The organism is Modestobacter sp. SYSU DS0511, from assembly GCF_054050755.1.
Genome location: NZ_JBJGZY010000045.1, coordinates 1 through 19338, shown reverse-complemented (window position 1 = coordinate 19338; position 19338 = coordinate 1). Strand labels below are relative to the sequence as shown.

The following is a 19338-nucleotide window of genomic DNA, read 5'->3' as shown; positions in this document are numbered from 1 at the left end:
CCGTCCGTCGCCTGCCGCGACGTCCACGGGGAGGGCCTTCCGGCAGCGTTATCTCACCGCTAAGGTTTCTCGGCATGAGCGGGCGCCGGGTACGCATCGGGATCGACACCGGGGGCACGTTCACCGACGTCGTCGCCGTCGACGAGGGGACGGGCGAGGTCGCCACCACCAAGACGCCGTCCACGCCGGCCGACCCGGCCGAGGGGTTCCTCGCCGGCGTGCAGAAGGTGCTCGGCCAGCTGGGCCTGGACGGCGCGGCGGTCACCGCGGTGAGCCACGGGACGACGGTCGCCACCAACCAGCTGCTCGAGGGCAAGCTCGACCGGATCGGGTTCATCACCACCGAGGGCTACGAGTCGGTGCTGGAGATCGCCCGGCAGTCGGTGCCCGACGGCTACGGCAACAGCTACTTCTGGGTCAAGCCGCCGCGGATCGTCCCGGCCGACCTGGTCCGCACGGTGCGCGGCCGGCTCGACGTCACCGGTGCCGAGGTGCGGCCCTTCGACCGGGACGACGCCGTCGCCGCCGCGCGCTTCTTCCGGGACGCCGGCATCACCACCATCGGCGTCTGCTTCCTGCACTCCTACGCGAACGACGCGCACGAGCAGGCGATGCTCGAGGCGCTCCACGTGGAACATCCCGACGCCGTCGTCTCGATCAGCTCGCAGGTGCTGCGGGAGTACCGCGAGTACGAGCGGTCGGTCACCACGCTGGTCGACGCCGCCGTGAAGCCCCGGGTCGGCGCCTACGTCACCAACATCCGCCGCCGGCTCGACGAGATCGCCCCCGGTGTGCCCTTCTACGTGATGAAGAGCAACGGCGGCGTGCTCAGCGCGTCCGAGGTGGTGCACCAGCCGATCACCACGATGCTCTCCGGCCCCGCCGCCGGCGCCCTGGGTGCCGCCCTGATCGCCGGCACCGCCGGCTTCGACCGGGTGCTCACCTGCGACGGCGGCGGCACCTCCACCGACGTCACCGTGGTGATCGACGGGGAGCCCACGCTGACCACCGAGGGCTCGGTGGGCGACTACCCGTCCAAGATCCCGATGATCGACGTCGTGACCGTCGGCGCCGGCGGCGGCTCGATCGCCTGGCTGTCGCCGGAGGGCACGCTCAAGGTGGGGCCGAAGTCGGCCGGCGCCGACCCGGGGCCGATCTGCTACGACAACGGCGGTGAGCAACCGACGGTCACCGACGCCCACGTCGTCCTCGGCCGCATCCCCCCGCACCTGCTGGGTGGGGAGATCCCGCTGTCGGTCGACGCCGCCCGTGCCGGGCTGGAGCGACTCGGCGGTGAGCTGGGCCTGTCGGTCGAACGCGCCGCCACCGGGATCCTGGAGATCTCGGCGTGGAACCAGGCCAACGCGCTGCGCCAGGTCACCGTCGCCCGCGGCCTCGACGTCCGCGACTTCACCCTCACCACCTTCGGCGGCTCCGGCTCGCTGCTGGCCTGCCGGCTGATGGACGTCCTCGGTCTGCCGCGCACCCTGGTGCCGCCGAACCCGGGCAACGTCAGCGCCTTCGGGCTGCTGACCGTCGACGTCCGCAACGACTACGTGCAGACGATGGTCGCCCGGCACGCCGACGTCGCCCCCGCCACGCTGGCCACCGCCTTCGCCGACCTCGAGGCCCAGGCCGGGGTCGCCCTGGACGGCGAGGGCTTCCCGCGCAACGAGCAGCGCATGCAGCGCACCGCCGACCTGCGCTACGTCGGCCAGGCGTTCGAGGTGCGCGTGCCGGTCGGTGACGGCGAGCTCGACGCGGCGGCGATCGAGGCGGTGGCCACCGCCTTCCACGCCGCCCACCGTCAGCTGTACGGCTACGACTTCGCCGACGACCCGCGCCAGGCCGTGGAGTGGGTGAACCTGCGGGTCAGCGGCGTCGGCCCGATCCGCCGTCCGGAGATCGTCGAGCCGGCGCCGACCGGCCGGGACTCGCGCCGGGGCACCCGGCGGGTGTTCTTCGACGAGTGGGTCGAGGCACCGCTGCACTGGCGGCCGGACCTCTCCCCCGGCGACGTCGTGGCCGGGCCCGCGGTGATCGAGGAGTTCGGCTCCACCGTCCCGGTGCACCCCGGGTTCCTCGCCACCGTCGACCGCTTCGGGAACCTGCTGCTCACCAAGGAGGACGCGCAATGAGCCGCCAGAATGGCCATTTCGGCGGCTCGGACGCCGCCGACCCGGTGCTGGTCGAGATCGTCGCCGGCACGCTGGCGGCGATCGAGAAGGAGGTCGAGACCTCCATCGGCAGGACGTCGAGATCCCCCATGATCAGGGATGCGCACGACTTCCGGGCCGGCATCCACGACCGCCAGCTGCGCAAGCTCACCGGCCGGTCGTACTCGGCGCTGGTGCACCCGGTGGTCCGCGACCACCCGATCGACACCATGAACCCCGGCGACGTGTTCTTCCACAACGACGTCTACCTCTCCGAGGGCGGGATCGGCCACCTGCCCGACCTGTGCGTCACGGTGCCGGTGTTCGCGGCGGCGGCCGACGGCACCCCCGAGGTGGTCGCGTTCATCCAGGCGTTCGGCCACCACGACGACATCGGCGGCGCGGTGCCGGGCTCGATGCCGTCGGCGGCGACCAGCGTGTTCGAGGAGGGACTGATGGTCCCCCCGATCAAGCTGTGGGACCGCGGCGTCCGCAACGACGCGGCGCTGACGATCATGACCCGCAACTCGCGGATGCCCGACTCGCTCGCCGCCGACCTCGATGCCGAGTGCTCCGCCTGTCTGGCCGGCGCGCGCCGGCTGGGCGAGCTCTTCGACCGGTACGGCGTCGCCGCGGTCGAGGCCTGCTTCGAGGCGATCCTGTCCAGCTCCACCGAGGTCTACCGCCGCGAGATCCTGTCCCAGATCCCCGACGGCTCCTACGTCTGGGAGGACTACGCCGAGCACGACGGCGTCGAGGAGCCGCAGCTGCACCGGCAGCGGATCACGCTGACCATGGACTCCAGCAAGGACGTCCCGCTGGTCATCGACTTCACCGGCACCGGGCCGCAGGCCAAGGGGCCGATCAACCACTGCGGCGACTACGCCGACGGCAACTTCCTGAAGAAGTGGCTCGCCCCGATCCTGCGCAACCTCGCGGAGAGCCCGGAGCGGATGGCCGAGCTCGACGTCAACGAGGGCGTCGTGCCGCTGATCGAGATGCGCTTCCCGGAGAAGGGCACGCTGCTCACCCCGATCTTCCCGGCGCCCACCAACGCCCGGACGTTCGTCATCCTGCGGCTGCTCGGCGTGCTCGCCGGGGTGCTGGCCAAGGCCACCGGCGGCCGGATGCCCGCCGACCAGGAGACGATCCGGTACACCGGCGTCTACGGCACCGACGCCAACGGCGAGCCGTACCTGATGCGCGAGGTGCTCGGCGGCGGCTCGGGCGGGCGGTACTACGCCGACGGCGAGGACACCATCCACGTCGTCCCGGACTCCCGGAACCTGCCCACCGAGTTCACCGAGTCGCGCTTCCCGCTGCGGGTCGAGCGGCTGGCCCTGGCGAAGGACTCCGGTGGCCCGGGCCGCTACCGCGGTGGCTGCGGCTACGAGAAGGACATCCGGGTGCTGCGCGACGCGCACTTCATGTCCATCGCCGACCGCTCGATCCTGTCCTGCTGGGGCGTCAACGGCGGCAAGGCCGGGCGACCGTTCTCCATCACCGTCGACCCGGGGGGTCCCGACGAGCACGAGGTCGACGCGCTCGCCGACGCCGAGCCGCTGAAGGCCGGCACCGTCGTGCGGGTGCGGACGACGGGCGGTGGCGGCTGGGGCGACCCGCTGGACCGGCCGGTCGAGGAGGTGCTGCGCGACATCGCGTGGCGGAAGGTCAGCGTCGACGGCGCCCGCGAGGACTACGGCGTCGTCGTCCGGGAGGACGGCACCGCGGACGACGCGGCGACCGAGGCGCTGCGGGCCGAGCTGCGGGCCGGGCGCCCGGAGGTCGAGCCCTTCTTCGACCGCGGCCCGGGTTACGCGCTGCTCTCCGGCGGTGCGGCCTTCAACGAGTTCGACCTGCTCTGACGTCGTCGCCCCGGCACGGTCGTGCTCTGCCACGGGTGGTGGGCAGAGCACGACGTCGGGCGGACTCGTTCCTCAGGCGCCCAGGTCGGTGTCGCCGGCCGGGGGCTTGGCGCTCTCACCGTCCTGGCCCGCGTCCCCGCGGTTGACCGGATCGGCCGTGCTGCGCGGGTCGTCGCCGCTGTCCGCCACCGACTCGGGCACGAGCGGGGTCTCGTGGAGGACGTTCTCGCGCGCCTGGTCCCGGTCGGTGCCGGGGACGCCGTCGTCTGGTGTCTGGCTCATGGTGACCTCCTGTCGGGGCCCCGCCCCTACCCGGCGGCGCTGCGCCGAACCCGCCACCAGCGCCGGCGGACCGCCGTGACCGGCTGGGGCTCGGGAACGGCCGGCTGCTCCGGTCGCGCCGCGCGCCAGCGGGCCAGCTCCACCTCGACGTCGGCCATCCCGACCGGCACCCACACGCCCTCGACCGGGCGGCGGTAGTACTGGTCGACCCGGGCGTTGTGCGCCTCGACGACGGCGCGCGCCGCCGCCTCCGAGGTCTGGCGGGCCACCAGGGCGGGCAGCCGCTCCCGCTCCTTGCGCAGCGTGAACCCGGTCGGCAGCATCCCGGCGACCAGCGTCCCGGCGTCGCCGTCCTCCCGGCGGGCCCAGGCCAGCGCCCAGTCGTAGGCGGTCTCCTCGCGGTCGCGGCGGGGCAGCGGCTTGCCGGCCGGGCCGAGGTCGTCGAAGGCGCCGTCGGCCCGCGCGCGGTCGATCTGCCGCTCCACCCAGGTGTCGAAGGACATCCCCTCGGGCTTCCGCTCGGTCACTCCGCTCCCTCCGCTCCCGCTCCTCCTCGACGATACGAGCCGTCACGGGCATGAAGCGGCGGGTGGCCGGGCACAGCCGGGACATGGACGAGACCGCTCCCGGCACCGCCGCCCCGAGCCCTGACAACCCCCGCGTCGCCGAGCTGACCGGCGAGGGCGTGCAGGTCACCACCGCCCAGCCGGACGAGTCGACGGCACAGATCCGGGTCGCCGGCGAGCTCACCGAGGAGAGCCGTCGACCCCTGGTGCGCGCGATGACCGACCTGATGCTCAACTCGCCGTCGCTCAACCGCGTCGAGCTGGAGCTCTGCGACGTCACCTTCATGAACTCCGCCGGCATGTCGATCCTGGTCCAGCTGGAGCGGCTGGCCGAGCCCCGCGGCATCGAGATGCCCCTGGTGGTCGACTCGGGCACCGTGGCCCGGCCGCTGCAGGTGTCCGGCCTCTGGCGCCGGTTCACGATCATCGACCGCCGCGAGGGTTCCCCGCCGACGGTCCACGAGGGCATGCCGCCCGGCACCGACCACCGCTGACCAGCGGCCCCGTCCAGGGGCTCGCGCCGAGCGTGAGGGGACGGAGGCCCTCGTCAACTGGCGTCGGGCGTCACTCCCGGTACGCGGCCCAGTGAGACCAGCCAGCGGCGCAGCAGCCCGGCCAGCTGGTCGATCTCCTCGGCCGTCAGCCCGGCCAGCATGCCCCGCTCGGTCTCCAGGTGGTCGGGCAGGGCGCCGTCCAGCGCCGTCCGGCCGGCCTCGGTGAGCGTGACGACGACGGCGCGCCCGTCGGCCTCGCTGCGCCCGCGGGTGATCAGGCCCTTCTCCTCCAGCCGGTCCAGCCGCTGGGTGATCGCCCCGGAGGTGACCAGTGCGGTGCGCATGAGCGCGGTCGGGGTGAGCTGGTAGGGCGCCCCGGCCCGGCGCAGGGCGGCCAGCACGTCGAAGGACGGCGCGTCCAGGCCGTGCCGGGCGAACGTGGCCCGCTGGGCGAGGAACACCTCCCGCTGCAGCTGGGTCACCCGGCCGATGACGCCCATCGGCGAGCAGTCCAGGTCGGGCCGCTCGCGGGCCCACTGGGCGAGGATCACGTCCATCGCGTCGCCGTCGGGGACGTCGGGCACGCGCAGGTCCGGCGTGGCCCGCTCCGGCGCGGTCACGTCGGCTCGTCCGGGAGGACCTCGACCGGCAGGTCGAGGTCGGCGAGGTGCTCGGCGTAGCTGCGCGGCGGGCGACCCAGCAGGTCGGTGAGCACCCGCGGGCTGCCGGTGAACCCGTGCGCCCGGTAGTGGTCGAACATGGTGCGCCGGCAGCGGGCGGCGTAGGCGGTGGGCACCTCCCCGCCGGGGACGACGTCCTCGGCGACGATCTCCCGGCCCACCCGGGCGCTGACGAGTTCGGCGATCCGGGGGGCGGTGAGCGGCTCGGGCCCCGCCGCCTCGAAGGTGCCGCCGTCGAGGCCGTCCTCGGTGAGCAGCACGGCGGCGGCCTCGGCGACGTCGCGCACGTCGACCAGCGACTGCGCCGTCCGCACGCCCCACAGGCTGCGCAGCTCGCCGCGGGCGACCACCTCAGGCAGCTCGTCGTCGAGGTTGTCGGCGTAGGCGCAGGGCTGCAGCACCCGCCAGGAGGCCAGGCCGCTGGCGTCCAGTGCCTCCTCGGCGAGGTCCTTGGCGGCGTGGTGCGGCATCACCCGCAGCTGGGGGCGGAGGACCGAGTGGTAGACGAGCCGGGGCAGGCCCGCGCGGCGCGCCTCGCGGAACAGCGCGGGCGCCCCCTCGGCCTCGTCCGGGTCGAAGTTCGGCCAGATCAGATACATGGCGTCGGCGCCGGCGAACACCTTCGACCAGGGCAGCGGCTGGGTCAGCTCGGCCCGCACCACCTCGGCGCCCAGGTCGGTCAGCTCCGGGCGGGGCCCCGGGCGGGACACCACGGCGCACACCGCCTCGCCCCGCTCCCGGAGAGCACGGACCACCGCGGTCCCGGTCCGTCCGCCGGCGGCGGTCACCACGATCACACCGACACCTTAGGTCTGAGAGACCGTCCCGTCCGGTCCACCACGACCCCGAACCCCACGGAGGGTGGGTTCAGCGGGTGGGCGCGCTCAGCCGCACCGTGAGCCCGTGCGGTCCGCCGATCAGGTCGACGTGCTCCCACAGCTTGCGGGCCAGCCACAACCCCATGCCGCCCTGGGAGAGGTCGTCGCCGTGGGCGGGCACGAACCCGGCCAGCGGGTCGGCGTAGCCCGTGCCGCGGTCGGCGATGGTGCAGACCACCCAGCCGGGGTCGGCCCACACCCGGGCGGACACCGGCGGCGTGCCGTGCCGGAAGGCGTTCGCGGCGATCTCGCTGACCGCCAGGTGCATGTCCTCGCAGCGGTTCCGGTCGGGGACGTACCGGGCCAGCACCTCGGCCAGCTGGTGCCGCAGCCCGGCCAGCGTCGGGGCGCCGTCGACGGCGAAGACCGGGGGCCCGGCCTCCATCGGCTCGCGGGGCAGCGGGAGCTCGGCCAGGTAGCTGGTCGGCGGCCGGTAGTCGGGGTTGGCGGTCGGGACGCCGTCGACCAGCAGGAACGGGTGGGTGGCCCGGGCGCTGTCGACCGCCGCGGCCGGCAGCACCCGCTCGTCGTAGGGGCACAGGGCCGACATCGGGGTGCCGGCCAGCAGCTCGTTGACCGCCGACTCGTAGCGCTGGGCCTCCCGCCAGTCGCGCGGGGCGGAGCCGAACTCGGGGTGACCGAACACGCGCAGCCGGCCGGAGCCGGCACCGGCGGCGCGGTCGAGCAGGCGACGGGTGGTGGTGATCGCATCGGGCCCACGCGAGCCGCGCAGGGAGACCCGCGGCTCGCGGACCACGGCCGCACCGGCGCCGCCCAGCTCGTCGACGAGCAGCTGGGCGGTCTCGTCCGCGCAGGTCAGCACGACCAGGTCACCGGCGACGAGCCCGGCCTCCAGCCACGGCAGGGCAGTGGCGAGCAGGTCCTCCTCCGACCGCAGCACCACAGCCATGTGCCCCACCCGCCCGGAGCGGCCCCTCGCGGGTGCACCGCTGCCCGGACCCCCGCGGTCCACCTGCGCACGCTGCGGGGCGCGCACGGGGTGACCGCCGATCGTGGTCATCACACCTCTCCGGACGAGCAGGGACCTCGGGCACAGAACTGGTGGCATTCTCAAGCACCCACCCCAGTTCTCGGCAACCGCCCCCGGCGACCGGAGCCCCACGATCGGGTGACCCGTCCCTCACCTGCGCTGGAGCGAGACCGGTCACGGAGCGTGCGGCCACCACCCGGCGTGTCTCGCCCGGGGACGTCCCGCCCGGGGACGTCCCGCCGGGGCTCAGCTCCGGAAGCCGTCGATCGACCGCATCAGCTCCCGAGACATCCGGACCAGGTCCTCCGTGGCCAGCTGCATCCCGCCGACGCCGGCCGAGGTCTCCTGGGCGCCCCGTGCGACGTCGCCGACGGTGGCCGCGATGGACCGGCCGCCCTGGGCGGCGTCCCCGATCGCCCGGGTCATCTCGTTCGTCGTCGCGGTCTGCTCCTCCACCGCGCTGGCGATGGTCGTCTGGTAGTCGTTGATCGCGGCGATGACCTCGCCGATGCGGCCGATCGCGGTCACCGCGCCCGAGGTGTCGCCCTGGATGGCCTCCACCCGGCGGGCGATGTCCTCGGTCGCCTTCGCCGTCTCCTGGGCCAGCTCCTTGACCTCGTTGGCCACCACCGCGAAGCCCTTGCCGGCCTCACCGGCCCGGGCCGCCTCGATGGTGGCGTTGAGCGCCAGCAGGTTCGTCTGCTCCGCGATCGAGGTGATGACCTTGACGACGTCGCCGATCTCCTTGGAGCTGTCGCCGAGCTTGGTCACCGTGCCGTTGGCGCTCTCCGCCGCCTGCACCGCCTCGCCGGCCACCCGGGCGGCCTCGGCGGCGTTGTGCGCGATCTCCCGGATCGAGGCGCCCATCTCCTCGGCTCCGGCCGCGACGGCGTCGATCGCCGTGCTGACCTCCCTGGCGGCGACCGTGACGCTCTCGGCCTGGCCGGTCGACCGGGTGGCGGCGCCGGCGATGCCCTCGCCGGTCTCCGAGAGCGTGCGGGCGGAGTCCTCCAGGCGCTTCGAGGCGCTGCCCACCTCGGTGACCACCTCGGCGACCCGGCCCAGGGTGGTGTTGAGCGCCTCGGAGAGCTGGTCGAGCTCGTTGCGCCCGTCACCGCAGTCGAGCCGCCGCGCCAGGTCGCCGGTGGCCAGCACGTCGGTCATCCGGCGCAGCGGGCTGGTGATGCTGCGCGAGATCAGCAGGGACAGCAGCGCGATGACCAGCAGGACCGGAGCGGCCCACATGGCCATGTGCAGCAGCTCGCCGCGGAAGGCACCGTTGAGGTCGGCGACGTAGATGCCCGACCCGACGATCCAGCCCCAGCGCTCGTAGCCTGCCACGTAGGAGATCTTCGGCTGCGGGTTCTCCTCGCCCGGCTTGGGCCACAGGTACTCGACGAACCCGCTGCCGTCCCGCTCGACGACGTCGGCCATCTCGACGAACAGCTTCTTGCCGGTGGGGTCCTCGGAGGCGGAGAGGTCGGTGCCGTCCAGCTCCGGCTTGATCGGGTGCATGACCATCGCCGGCGCGCCGTCCTGGACCCAGAAGTACTCCTGGCCGGAGTAGCGGAGCCCGCGGACCGTGTCAACGGCCGCCTGCTGGGCGGCGGCGGTGGTCATCGCGCCCGACGCCTCCTGCTCCCCGAAGTGGGCGAGCACGCCGAGCACCGACTCCACGGCGGCCTGCGCCTTGTTGCGCTGCTCGTCCTCGATCGTCGTCCGCACCTGCAGCGCGCCGATCACCGCGATGGTGGCCATGCCGACCACCGTCACCACGACCAGCGCCCACAGCCGTGTGCTGACCCGCACCGCACGCAGGCGTGCACCCATGTCCTGCTCCCGTCCTCCGGCGCACCCGTGCGCTCGCTGCGGCCGACCCGGTGGACCCGCCTCGCCGACGATCTCGGCCGGCACCGGACGGAATCAAGCCGAGCTGTGATCTCCGTCTCTGCGGCAGCGACCCGGTCGTGCGCTGCGGGATCGCGGGTCAGCGACCCGCCGTCGTTCCGGCACGACAGCGGACCCGGGCCCGGCTTGCGGTGCACCCCGACCCGGCTGGGAGCATGGCCGGGTGAGCGACCAGCGCGAGACGCTGACCTACGAGGACTTCGGCCGGGCGGCGCGTGAGCTCGCGCAGCAGATCGCCGACGACGGCTTCGAGCCCGACATCATCCTGTCGATCGCCCGCGGCGGCCTCTTCCTCGGCGGCGCGCTGGGCTACGCGCTGGACGTGAAGAACCTCTTCGTGATGAACGTGGAGTTCTACACCGGCGTCGACGAGCGGCTGGAGCTGCCGGTGGTGCTCCCGCCGACCCTCGACGTCGTCGACCTGACCGGCGCCCGGGTGCTGATCGCCGACGACGTCGCCGACACCGGCAAGACCCTCGAGCTGGTCCAGGAGTTCTGCGCCGGGCACGTCTCGGCCGTCCGGACGGCGGTCGTGTACGAGAAGCCGCGGTCGCTGGTGACCTGCGACTACGTCTGGAAGCGCACCGACGCCTGGATCGACTTCCCCTGGTCGACCCTGCCGCCCGTGGTGAGCCGCGGCGGGGCCGGGCACTAGCGGCGGGTGCTGGCCGTCACGGTGAACGTGGGGTCGCGGGTCACCTGACGGGTGGGGCCGACGAGCCGCTGCAGGGCCGGGCGGTACGGCAGGTGCGAGTTGTACACGCACCACAGCTCCCCGCCGGGGCGCAGCACCCGGGCGGCGTCGGCGAACAGCCGTTCGGCGGCGGTCTCGGCGACCGTCGTGCCCAGGTGGAACGGCGGGTTGCACACCACCAGGTCCACGCTCGCGTCGGGCAGGCTCCCGGCGGCGTCGTCCCGGCGGACGTCGACGCGGTCGGCGAGCTCGTTGGCGGCCGCCGTGGCCGTGGCCGACGCGCAGGCGGCGGCCGACTGGTCCGACGCGAGCACCGTCAGCCCCGGCCGGGACCGGGCCAGCTGCGCGGCCAGCACGCCGGTTCCGCAGCCCAGGTCCAGCGCCGACCGTGCCTCCGGGACGGCGTCGGGCAGCACCCGCACGAGGGCGCGGGTGCCGCGGTCGACCTTGGCGCCGGCGAAGGCGGCGCCGTGCGCGCACACGGTGAGGGCCAGCTCGTCGTCCTCCCGGCACCGCGGGAAGGTGTGCTCGACCGGCTGCGGGCCCCGGGCCACCAACACCCGCGACTTCTGCCGCGCGAGGGTCGCGGACACCTCGGTGAAGGCCAGCCCCAGGACGTCGTTCATCGCGTGGGTCATGTGCTTGACCCGGGCGCCGACGTAGAGCGTGACGCCCGGGTCGGCGTCCGCGGCGACCACCTCGACGAGCTCCCGCAGCGCGTGCAGGCTCTTCGGCGCCCGGGCCAGCACCACCCGCGCGCCGCGTACCAGCTCGGGGCCGAGCGGCAGCGCCTCGTAGGAGCCGGTCAGCCCGACCCGCTCGGCGTTGCGCGCCAGGGCGAGCTCGCCGACCAGCGCGTCCTGGTGCACCCGCGGGCCGCGCACCTCGTGGAGAGCGACGGCGCCGAGGGTCAGCGCGCCGTACGCGTCGTCGATGATCGCGACGGCCTCGGGGTGCCGGCGGAGATCGGCCGCGGCCTCGTCGAGCAGCAGCCGGTCGGTGGCGTCGACGGCGACCAGGTCGGGGGCGTCCACGTCGGGGTCCCGGCGCAGCTGGGCGAGGAGTTCGGCCGGGTCCATGCCGCCCACTCTGCCGGGCCCGCCCGGTGCCGCCGGCACCGCCCCGTAAGCCCGATCGGGTGATCTAGTTCCGGAAAGGGGCCGGAGGTGCCGATGTGCGTTCTGCCGCGCGTGGACCCACGGGCGGCGACCGCACCCCCGGAGATCCTCATGCCCCTGCTCGGTGCCCAGTGGTTCGCCGACCGCCCCGTACGGATCAAGGTCCTCGCGTCCACGGCCGCCGCCGGCGTCGTGGCCGCCGTGATCGGCGGCCTCGGCCTGACCGCGCTCGCCGACTCAGCGGCGACCAGCGAGGCGATCTACGTCGACAACGTCCTCAGCATCGAGGAGATCGGCCTGATGATCGACGACGTCGAGCAGATCCGGCTGGCGATCGGCGCCGCGACCGCCGTGGACACGCACGCCCCGCCGCTGTCGGAGGTCCACACGCTGGTCGCCGACTACCAGCGGCAGGTGAGCGCCTACGCCGCGAACCACCAGACCGGGCTGAAGCACGACCTGGTGGTCGAGGCGACCGACGACCTCGCGCAGATCGACACCCTGACCAGCACCGTCCTGATGCCCGCCGCCGCGGCGGGTGTGACCACCTCGGTACCCCCGGGCGCCGAGCAGGTCGAGCCGCTGCTGACCGAGGTGATCGAGGACCTGGCCGAGCTGCGCGCCATCGACACCCGGGAGGCGGCGGCCGCGGCGGCCAACGCCCGAGCGTCCTACGAGCACCACCGCACCGTCGCCCTGGTCGTTCTCGGCGTGGGGCTGGCGGTCGCTGTGGGCATCGGCCTGCTGGTTGCCTCGGTGATCACCCGCGGCATCCGGGCGGTGCAGCACGTGGCCGAGGGGCTGGCCGCAGGGGACCTGACCCGCACCACCGGGCTGACCAGCAAGGACGAGCTGGGCCGGATGAGCGCGTCGCTGGACGAGGCCACCGGGTCGATGCGCGCGGTCATGGGCGAGGTGGTCGGGTCCGCGGACGCGGTGGCAGCCGCGGCGGAGGAGCTGTCGGCGTCCACCACCCAGATCGCCGCCGCCGCGGAGGAGGCGAGCACCCAGTCGCAGGTGGTGACCACCACCGCCGACTCGGTCTCCCGGCACGTCAGCACCGTCGCCGCGGGGGCCGAGGAGATGGGCACCTCCATCCGCGAGATCGCCACCAGCGCGACCGACGCGGCGCGGGTGGCCACCGACGCCGTCCGCCGGGCCGAGGCCGCCAACGCGGCGGTGCTCGCGCTGGGTGAGTCCAGCCGGGAGGTAGGGAACGTCGTGAAGATCATCACCGCCATCGCGGAGCAGACGAACCTGCTGGCGCTGAACGCCACCATCGAGGCCGCCCGCGCCGGGGAGTCCGGCAAGGGCTTCGCCGTGGTGGCCAACGAGGTGAAGGAGCTCGCCCAGCAGACCGCGACGGCGACCGAGGAGGTCGCCCGGCGGATCGAGGCGATCCAGACCGACGCATCCGGCGCTGTCGACGCCATCGGCGAGATCGGCAGCGTGGTGGGTCAAATCAGCGACCACCAGACGGTGATCGCCAGCGCGGTGGAGGAGCAGACCGCCACCACCAACGAGATGGCCCGGTCGGTCACCGAGGCAGCCGGCGGGGCCGGGGAGATCGCCGCGAACATCGTCGGCGTCTCCCAGGCGGCGGACTCGACCACGCAGGCGCTGACCCAGACGACGACGGCGGTGGCCGAACTGTCCCGGATGGCCACCGGCCTGCGTGGCACGGTCGGCCGGTTCACCTACTGACGAGGGCGGGCTCCCGCGCGCGGGAGCCCGCCCTCTCGGCCCCCGTCGCAGGGGCCCGCGCCCAGCTCGCGAGGCGTGGGGACGGGTGTCCTCCCTCAGACGCCGGGCAGGCCCACCGGGCAGCTCACGCCGGTGGAGTTCACCGGGCAGTAGCCGTTCGGCACCTTGTACAGGTACTGCTGGTGGTAGGCCTCGGCGTAGAAGAACTCGCCCAGCGGCGCGATCTCGGTGGTGATCTCGCCGTAGCCGGCGGCGGTGAGCCGCTCCTGGAAGACGTCGCGGCTGACCTTGGCGGCCGCCTCCTGCTCCGGGCCCTGGGTGTAGATCGCCGAGCGGTACTGGGTGCCGATGTCGTTGCCCTGCCGCATGCCCTGGGTGGGGTCGTGCTCCTCCCAGAACTCCTTCAGCAGGCGGTCGTAGGAGATGACCGCCGAGTCGAAGACGACCAGGACGACCTCGGTGTGCCCGGTGCGCGCCGAGCAGACCTCGTCGTAGGTCGGGTTCGGGGTGTACCCGCCGGCGTAGCCCGCGGCGGTGGAGTAGACGCCGGGGGTCTCCCAGAACACCTTCTCGACACCCCAGAAGCAGCCCGCACCGAAGACGGCGGTCTGCATGCCCTCGGGGAAGGGCGGCTGGATGCGGTTGCCGTTGACCGCGTGCACCTCGGGGATGCCGGGGAGCGGCTCAGAACGGCCGGTCAGGGCGTCCTCCGCGGTGACCGGCTGGGTCTTGGCGCGGGAGAAGAACATGATCGTATGGTAGGTGCGTCGTGCACCCCGGACCTGCCTCGTGCGACCAAGCACACAGGCGCACCCTCGGGACATGCCGATCTGAGCATGCCGGGGTCGACCGCGTGGGCCGGCTTCTTCCGGCTCGCCGGCTTCCGGCGGTGGTGGACGGGGTCGTGTCCGCGGCGAAGGCTCCGGCTGGCGCCCGGCGCCGTCAGAGGTGCAGCCGCACCGACGTCGCCCCCGTGGCCAGCACGGCCGTGGACTCGTCCCCGGCGACCTGCACGCGCCACGCCCCCGGCGCGTGCGCCGCGGTGACGGTCACGACGTCGCCGGTGCGCTCGACCGTGAAGACGGCGTCCGCGCCGGCGACGCCGTCCCCGGGGACGACGACCTGCGAGCGGTGCCCGTCGCGCAGGCGGTACAGGCGCAGCACGACCCCATCGGCCCAGTCGTAGTCCGGCCGGTCACTGCGGGCGCCGACCGGGAGCACGGTGTCCGGGCGCACCAGCAGCGGCAGGCTCAGCGCGTCGTGCTGCTCGGTGACCCAGCGGGGGCCGGTGAGCACTGCCCCGGTCAGCAGCGACGTCCAGTCCCCTTCCGGCACGTAGAACCGGACCCGGCCGTCGGCGGCGAACACCGGCGCCACCAGCAGCGACTCGCCCAGGTGGTACTGCCGGTCGAGGAAGGCCGCCGTCGGGTCGTCGGGGTGCTCCAGCAGCATGGCGCGGGCCATGGGCAGCCCGTCCTCGCTGGCCTGCCGGGCCGTCGCGCCCAGGTAGGGCATCAGCGACATCTTCAGCCGGGTGAACGTGCGCAGCACGTCGACCGCCTCCGCGTCGAAGGCCCACGGCACCCGGTAGGAGCTCGACCCGTGCAGGCGGCTGTGCGAGGACAGCAGGCCGAAGGCGACCCAGCGTTTGAAGACCTCGGGGTCGGGAGTGCCCTCGAAGCCGCCGATGTCATGGCTCCAGTAACCGAAGCCGGAGAGCCCGAGGCTCAGCCCACCGCGCAGGGTCTCGGCCATGGCCTCGAAGGTCGAGAAGCAGTCGCCGCCCCAGTGCACCGGGAACTGCTGCCCGCCGGCGGTCGCCGCGCGCGCGAAGACGACCGCCTCACCCTCGCCCCGCTCCTCCCGCAGCAGCTCGAAGACGGCGGCGTTGTAGGCCTGCGCGTAGTAGTTGTGCATCCGCTGCGGGTCCGAGCCGTCGTGCCAGACGACGTCGGTGGGGACCCGCTCGCCGAAGTCGGTCTTGAAGGCGTCCACGCCCATGTCCAGCAGGCCACGGAGCTTGCCCTGGTACCAGGCGACGGCGCCGGGGTTGGTGAAGTCGACCAGCCCCATGCCGGCCTGCCACATGTCCCACTGCCACACGCTGCCGTCGGCACGCCGCACCAGGAAGCCCTGCTGGGCTCCCTCGGCGAACAGCGGGGAGGCCTGGGCGATGTAGGGGTTGATCCAGAGGCAGACCCGCAGGCCGCGTGCCTTGAGCCGGGCCAGCATCGCCTCGGGCTCGGGGAAGACCTCCGGGTCCCACTCGAAGTCGCACCAGCGGAACTCGCGCATCCAGAAGCAGTCGAAGTGGAAGACGCTCAGCGGGATGTCCCGCTCCGCCATGCCCTCGATGAACGAGGTGACGGTGTCCTCGTCGTAGTCGGTGGTGAACGACGTGGACAGCCACAGCCCGAACGACCAGGCCGGCACCTGCGGCGGGCGGCCGGTGAGCGCGGTGTACCGCCGGAGCACGTCCTTGGGCGTCGGGCCGTTGACGACGTGGTACTCGAGCACCTGCCCCGGCACGCTGAACTGCGTGCGGGAGACCACCTCGGAGGCGACCTCGAACGAGACGTGCTCGGGGTGGGCGACGAAGACCCCGTAGCCGCGGTCGGAGAGGTAGAAGGGCACGTTCTTGTAGGCCTGCTCGCTGGACGTGCCGCCGTCGGCGTTCCAGACGTCGACCACCTGGCCGTTGCGCACGAACGGGGTGAACCGCTCCCCCAACCCGTACACGTGCTCATCGACCGCCAGCGTGAGCTGCTCGTGCACGTGGTGCTCGCCCGATCCGGTGGTCACGATCCCGATGGACTTGGACCCGCTGGAGGTCAGCACCCGGCCGTCGGCGACGAACTCCGCCAGCCAGCCCGGCCCCCGCGGCACCCGCACCGAGAGGCCGCCGGACGTCAGCACCCCCGCCTCGTCGTCGACCTCGACCTCCACGTGCTGGGACGAGTCCTCGGCCACCGCGAACTCCGGACGCCGCGGGACGCCACCGGCCCAGTGCTCGATCCGAACCCGGATGACGTCGGGCGCCGGGGAACTGTAAGTGACCGTGACGGTGGGCTGGTTGAGCGTGTTGCCGCGCTCGCGGATCACCGCCGTCGGGGCGAGCACGGTCATCCGGTGGTCCGCGGCGGTGATCGAGCGGACGTCGCGGGGACGGAGCACGGAGAAGCCCGCACGGTCCTGCCAGTAGCCGTCGGTGAACTTCATGCGCGCACGCCCGCCTCGTCGTCGAGAGGTGCCGTCGATACGCTTCGACGACTGCTGCGGAGGGACGCTAGGGCACCGCCCGGCACGGCGGCAACCCGCCCTCGGACACGATGTCGCTGGTGGGCCGTCCGGACTCGGTCGGCACCCTTGCGTCGGCGATCGTGACGTTGCTAACGTCCCGCCCCAGCGGTCGATCCGTATCGATGACGATCGGAGGTGATGAGGTGGCATCGTTCACCAGCCGGGACGTCGCCCGTCTCGCGGGCGTCTCGCAGAGCACCGTCTCCTACGTCATGAGCGGTCGCCGGCCCATCTCGGCCCAGACGCGCAAGCGGGTCCAGGCCGCCATCGACCAGCTGACCTACCAGCCCAACGCCGGCGCCCGCGCCCTGGCCAGCCAGCGCACCCAGGTGGTCGGCCTGGTCGTCCCGTTCGGGCCGGCCGCCGACACGACGGCGCTGCTGCCCTTCATCGAGACCATCGCCAGCTGCGCACGGGAGAACGACCACGACGTCCTGCTGGTCACCGCCGACGAGGGCACCTCGGCGCTGACCCGGTTGGCCGGGCGGTCGCTGTGCGACGCCATCGTGCTGATGAACATCGCCGCCGCCGACACCCGGCTGTCCGTGGCCGCGGCCAGCCGGATCCCGGTCATCCTCATCGGGATCCCCGACGACCCCCAGGGCCTGCCGTGCGTCGACCTGGACTACCCGGAGGCCGCCCGGCTGTCGGTGGCCGAGGTCGTGGCGGCCGGTCACGACCGGGTGGTCGTCCTGGGCTGGTCCGCCGACGAGGTCGCCCGGGGAGCCAACTACGTCGGGCGCTTCGAGCGGGCAGCGGTCGAGGCGGCAGCCGCCGCCGGGATCGAACACCTCGCGGTGAGCCCGGTGGAGGCCTCCCGCGAGGGTGCCCGGGCCGCCGTGGCCGATGCGCTGCGCATCGGCGGGCCGCGGCCGGCGCTGCTGGTCCCGGCCTCGTCCTCGGTGCCGTGGGTGATGCAGGCGCTGGCCGAGCGCGGCGTCGTGCCCGGCCGCGACGCCACCGTCGTCGGGTTGTGCACCGACGCGGTCGCCGAGGCGACCATGCCCCCGGTGACCAACGTGTCGACCGAGCCGCGGGACGTCTCGGCCCGCGCCATGCAGATCCTGTTCCGACTTCTCGAACGCGGCCGCGAGGGCCCGCCCGGTGGGATGGAGCTGGTGGCCCCGCGGCTGACCCGGCGAGGGACCACCCTCCCCGCACCCTGACCGCCGGCGGCTCCCCGGCTGCCCGACGCAGGCCCCGTCCGGGCCTGAGCACGACCGGCGTCGATACGTATCGACGCTGTTCTGCACCACCTGTGGCGGCGCCGTCGCCACAGCCCGTGTGACCGGCGGAGCTGCCGGCACCTCCCGGAAGGACCGGCAATGGCTCAACGTGGAGCGATGAACCGCACCGTCGGCGCGGCGGTACTGGCACTGACGGCACCGCTGGCCCTCGCGGCCTGCGGAGGGGGCGGCTCCGGGGACGCCGGCAGCTCGGGCGGTGAGGTGACCAGCCTGACCGTGCAGGACACCTTCGTCACCGAACCGGGTGCGAGCTACTACGGCGAGCTCCTGGACGCCTGCGGGCAGGAGAACGGCGTGACCATCGAGCGCAACTCGGTGCCCGGTGGCGACATCATCGCCCGGACCCTGCAGCAGGCATCGTCCCAGACGCTGCCGGACGTCCTGAGCATCGACAACCCCGACGTCGGGCAGCTCGCCGCGGCCGGGGCGCTGGCGCCGCTGGGCGAGCTGGGGGTCACCGCCGAGGGCATCAGCCAGGGCGTCGTCGACGCGAACACCTTCGACGGCGAGCTCTACGGCCTGCAGCCCACCACGCAGAGCCTGGCGCTGTTCTACAACGAGGACGTCCTCGACGAGGCCGGCATCGAGCCGCCGACCACGTGGGCGGAGCTGGAGACGGCGGCCGCGGCCCTGACGGAGGGCAGCCGGTACGGCGTCGCCTTCTCCGCCCCGCCGACCTACGAGGGCACCTGGCAGTTCCTGCCGTTCATGTGGTCCAACGGCGGCGACGAGACCGACATCGCCACCCCCGAGACGGCCGAGGCCCTGCAGCTCTGGGTCGACCTGGTCTCCAGCGGGTCGGCGTCCGAGTCGGTGCTGAACTGGGGCCAGGAGGACGTCAACGACCAGTTCATCGCCGGCAACGCCGCCATGATGATCAACGGCCCGTGGCAGTTCCCGGTGCTCGCGGAGAACCCCGACCTGAACTACCAGGTCGCGCCGCTGCCGGCCCCCGAGGCCGGCGGCACCGTCGTCGCCCCGCTGGGCGGCGCCACGTGGACGGTCCCCGAGACCGGCGACGACGCCCGCAAGGCCAAGGCCGCCGCGGTGATCGAGTGCGTCAACTCCGACGAGAACATGGTCGACAACGCCCTGACCAACAGCTCGGTGCCGACGAAGGCCGAGCTGGGCGAGCAGGTCGTGGCCGAGGACCCGCGCATGCAGGCCTTCGTCGACGTCGTCCCGGACCTGCGCTCGCGCACCGCGAAGCTCGGGGACGAGTGGCCGACGGCCGCCACCGCGATCTACACCGCGGTCCAGACCGCGCTCACCGGCGGCGCCTCGCCGGAGGAGGCACTGGAGCAGGCACAGAATGGCTGACACCCAGCAGCGGGGGGGGGGGGGGGGCCCCCCCCCCCCCCCCCCCCCCCCCCCCCCCCCCCCCCGACCCCACCCCCCCCCCCCCCCCCCCCCCCCCCCCCCCGCCGCCCCCCCCCCCCCGACGCAATACCCCCC

General features: G+C 73.6%; 16 protein-coding genes. 7 read left to right on the top strand and 9 right to left on the bottom strand.

All coding sequences use genetic code 11. The annotated features are described in order from the left end of the window. The first annotated feature begins 74 nt into the window (after window positions 1–74). Both ACI783_RS17440 and ACI783_RS17435 read left to right on the top strand, forming a co-directional pair. Window positions 75–2138: a hydantoinase/oxoprolinase family protein gene (locus tag ACI783_RS17440; RefSeq protein WP_457141616.1), complete on the top strand. Its 2064-nt coding sequence runs from the start codon at window positions 75–77 to the stop codon at window positions 2136–2138. Beyond that, on the top strand, window positions 2135–4021 hold the full coding sequence (locus ACI783_RS17435; RefSeq protein ID WP_457141615.1) for a hydantoinase B/oxoprolinase family protein: 1887 nt from the start codon (window positions 2135–2137) through the stop codon (window positions 4019–4021). The genes ACI783_RS17440 and ACI783_RS17435 overlap by 4 nt, the downstream gene beginning before the upstream one ends. Window positions 4022–4093: 72 nt before the next feature. Here ACI783_RS17435 and ACI783_RS17430 read toward each other — a convergent pair whose 3' ends face one another. Continuing rightward, window positions 4094–4303: a hypothetical protein gene (locus ACI783_RS17430; protein ID WP_457141614.1), complete on the bottom strand. Its 210-nt coding sequence runs from the start codon at window positions 4301–4303 to the stop codon at window positions 4094–4096. A 26-nt stretch (window positions 4304–4329) separates the two neighbouring features. Continuing rightward, window positions 4330–4830: a DnaJ family domain-containing protein gene (locus ACI783_RS17425; protein ID WP_457141613.1), complete on the bottom strand. Its 501-nt coding sequence runs from the start codon at window positions 4828–4830 to the stop codon at window positions 4330–4332. 50 nt (window positions 4831–4880) lie between these two features. On the opposite strand from ACI783_RS17425, the gene ACI783_RS17420 reads away from it, so the two are divergent. Beyond that, window positions 4881–5363 carry an STAS domain-containing protein gene (locus ACI783_RS17420; RefSeq protein ID WP_457141612.1) on the top strand — a complete coding sequence of 161 codons (483 nt, stop codon included), beginning with the start codon at window positions 4881–4883 and terminating at the stop codon, window positions 5361–5363. A gap of 53 nt (window positions 5364–5416) precedes the next feature. Here the strand turns inward: ACI783_RS17420 and ACI783_RS17415 are convergent, their stop codons facing one another. The 4 genes from ACI783_RS17415 to ACI783_RS17400 form a co-directional block, all read right to left on the bottom strand. Further along, window positions 5417–5983, bottom strand: a complete 567-nt coding sequence (locus ACI783_RS17415; protein ID WP_457141611.1) for a MarR family winged helix-turn-helix transcriptional regulator — start codon at window positions 5981–5983, stop codon at window positions 5417–5419. Further along, the gene (locus ACI783_RS17410; RefSeq protein ID WP_457141610.1) at window positions 5980–6840 is read right to left on the bottom strand and encodes an SDR family oxidoreductase; all 861 of its coding nucleotides are present in this window, start codon (window positions 6838–6840) and stop codon (window positions 5980–5982) included. The genes ACI783_RS17415 and ACI783_RS17410 overlap by 4 nt, the downstream gene beginning before the upstream one ends. Window positions 6841–6910: 70 nt before the next feature. Next, window positions 6911–7831 carry an anti-sigma factor RsbA family regulatory protein gene (locus ACI783_RS17405; protein ID WP_457141609.1) on the bottom strand — a complete coding sequence of 307 codons (921 nt, stop codon included), beginning with the start codon at window positions 7829–7831 and terminating at the stop codon, window positions 6911–6913. Window positions 7832–8158: 327 nt separating this feature from the next. Continuing rightward, window positions 8159–9742, bottom strand: coding sequence for a cache domain-containing protein (locus ACI783_RS17400; RefSeq protein WP_457141608.1), 1584 nt, complete (start codon window positions 9740–9742; stop codon window positions 8159–8161). Window positions 9743–9983: 241 nt separating this feature from the next. Between ACI783_RS17400 and ACI783_RS17395 the strand changes: the two genes are divergently transcribed. After that, the gene (locus ACI783_RS17395) at window positions 9984–10475 is read left to right on the top strand and encodes a phosphoribosyltransferase (protein WP_457141607.1); all 492 of its coding nucleotides are present in this window, start codon (window positions 9984–9986) and stop codon (window positions 10473–10475) included. Here ACI783_RS17395 and ACI783_RS17390 read toward each other — a convergent pair. Continuing rightward, window positions 10472–11593 (bottom strand): class I SAM-dependent methyltransferase, encoded by a 1122-nt coding sequence (locus ACI783_RS17390; RefSeq protein ID WP_457141606.1) that lies wholly within the window; start codon window positions 11591–11593, stop codon window positions 10472–10474. The two genes, ACI783_RS17395 and ACI783_RS17390, sit on opposite strands and share 4 nt — an antisense overlap. A 150-nt stretch (window positions 11594–11743) precedes the next feature. Between ACI783_RS17390 and ACI783_RS17385 the strand changes: the two genes are divergently transcribed. After that, the gene (locus ACI783_RS17385; RefSeq protein ID WP_457141605.1) at window positions 11744–13336 is read left to right on the top strand and encodes a methyl-accepting chemotaxis protein; all 1593 of its coding nucleotides are present in this window, start codon (window positions 11744–11746) and stop codon (window positions 13334–13336) included. Window positions 13337–13431: 95 nt separating this feature from the next. On the opposite strand, the gene msrA is transcribed toward ACI783_RS17385, so the two are convergent. Both msrA and yicI read right to left on the bottom strand, forming a co-directional pair. Next, the gene (gene msrA / locus ACI783_RS17380) at window positions 13432–14085 is read right to left on the bottom strand and encodes a peptide-methionine (S)-S-oxide reductase MsrA (protein ID WP_457141604.1); all 654 of its coding nucleotides are present in this window, start codon (window positions 14083–14085) and stop codon (window positions 13432–13434) included. Between the two features lie 193 nt (window positions 14086–14278). Further along, on the bottom strand, window positions 14279–16555 hold the full coding sequence (gene yicI / locus ACI783_RS17375; protein WP_457141603.1) for an alpha-xylosidase: 2277 nt from the start codon (window positions 16553–16555) through the stop codon (window positions 14279–14281). 224 nt (window positions 16556–16779) lie between these two features. On the opposite strand from yicI, the gene ACI783_RS17370 reads away from it, so the two are divergent. Then, entirely contained in the window at window positions 16780–17802 is a 1023-nt protein-coding gene (locus ACI783_RS17370) for a LacI family DNA-binding transcriptional regulator (protein WP_457141602.1), read from the top strand. 177 nt (window positions 17803–17979) lie between these two features. Continuing rightward, window positions 17980–19203, top strand: coding sequence for a sugar ABC transporter substrate-binding protein (locus ACI783_RS17365; RefSeq protein WP_457141601.1), 1224 nt, complete (start codon window positions 17980–17982; stop codon window positions 19201–19203). Window positions 19204–19338: the final 135 nt, after the last annotated feature.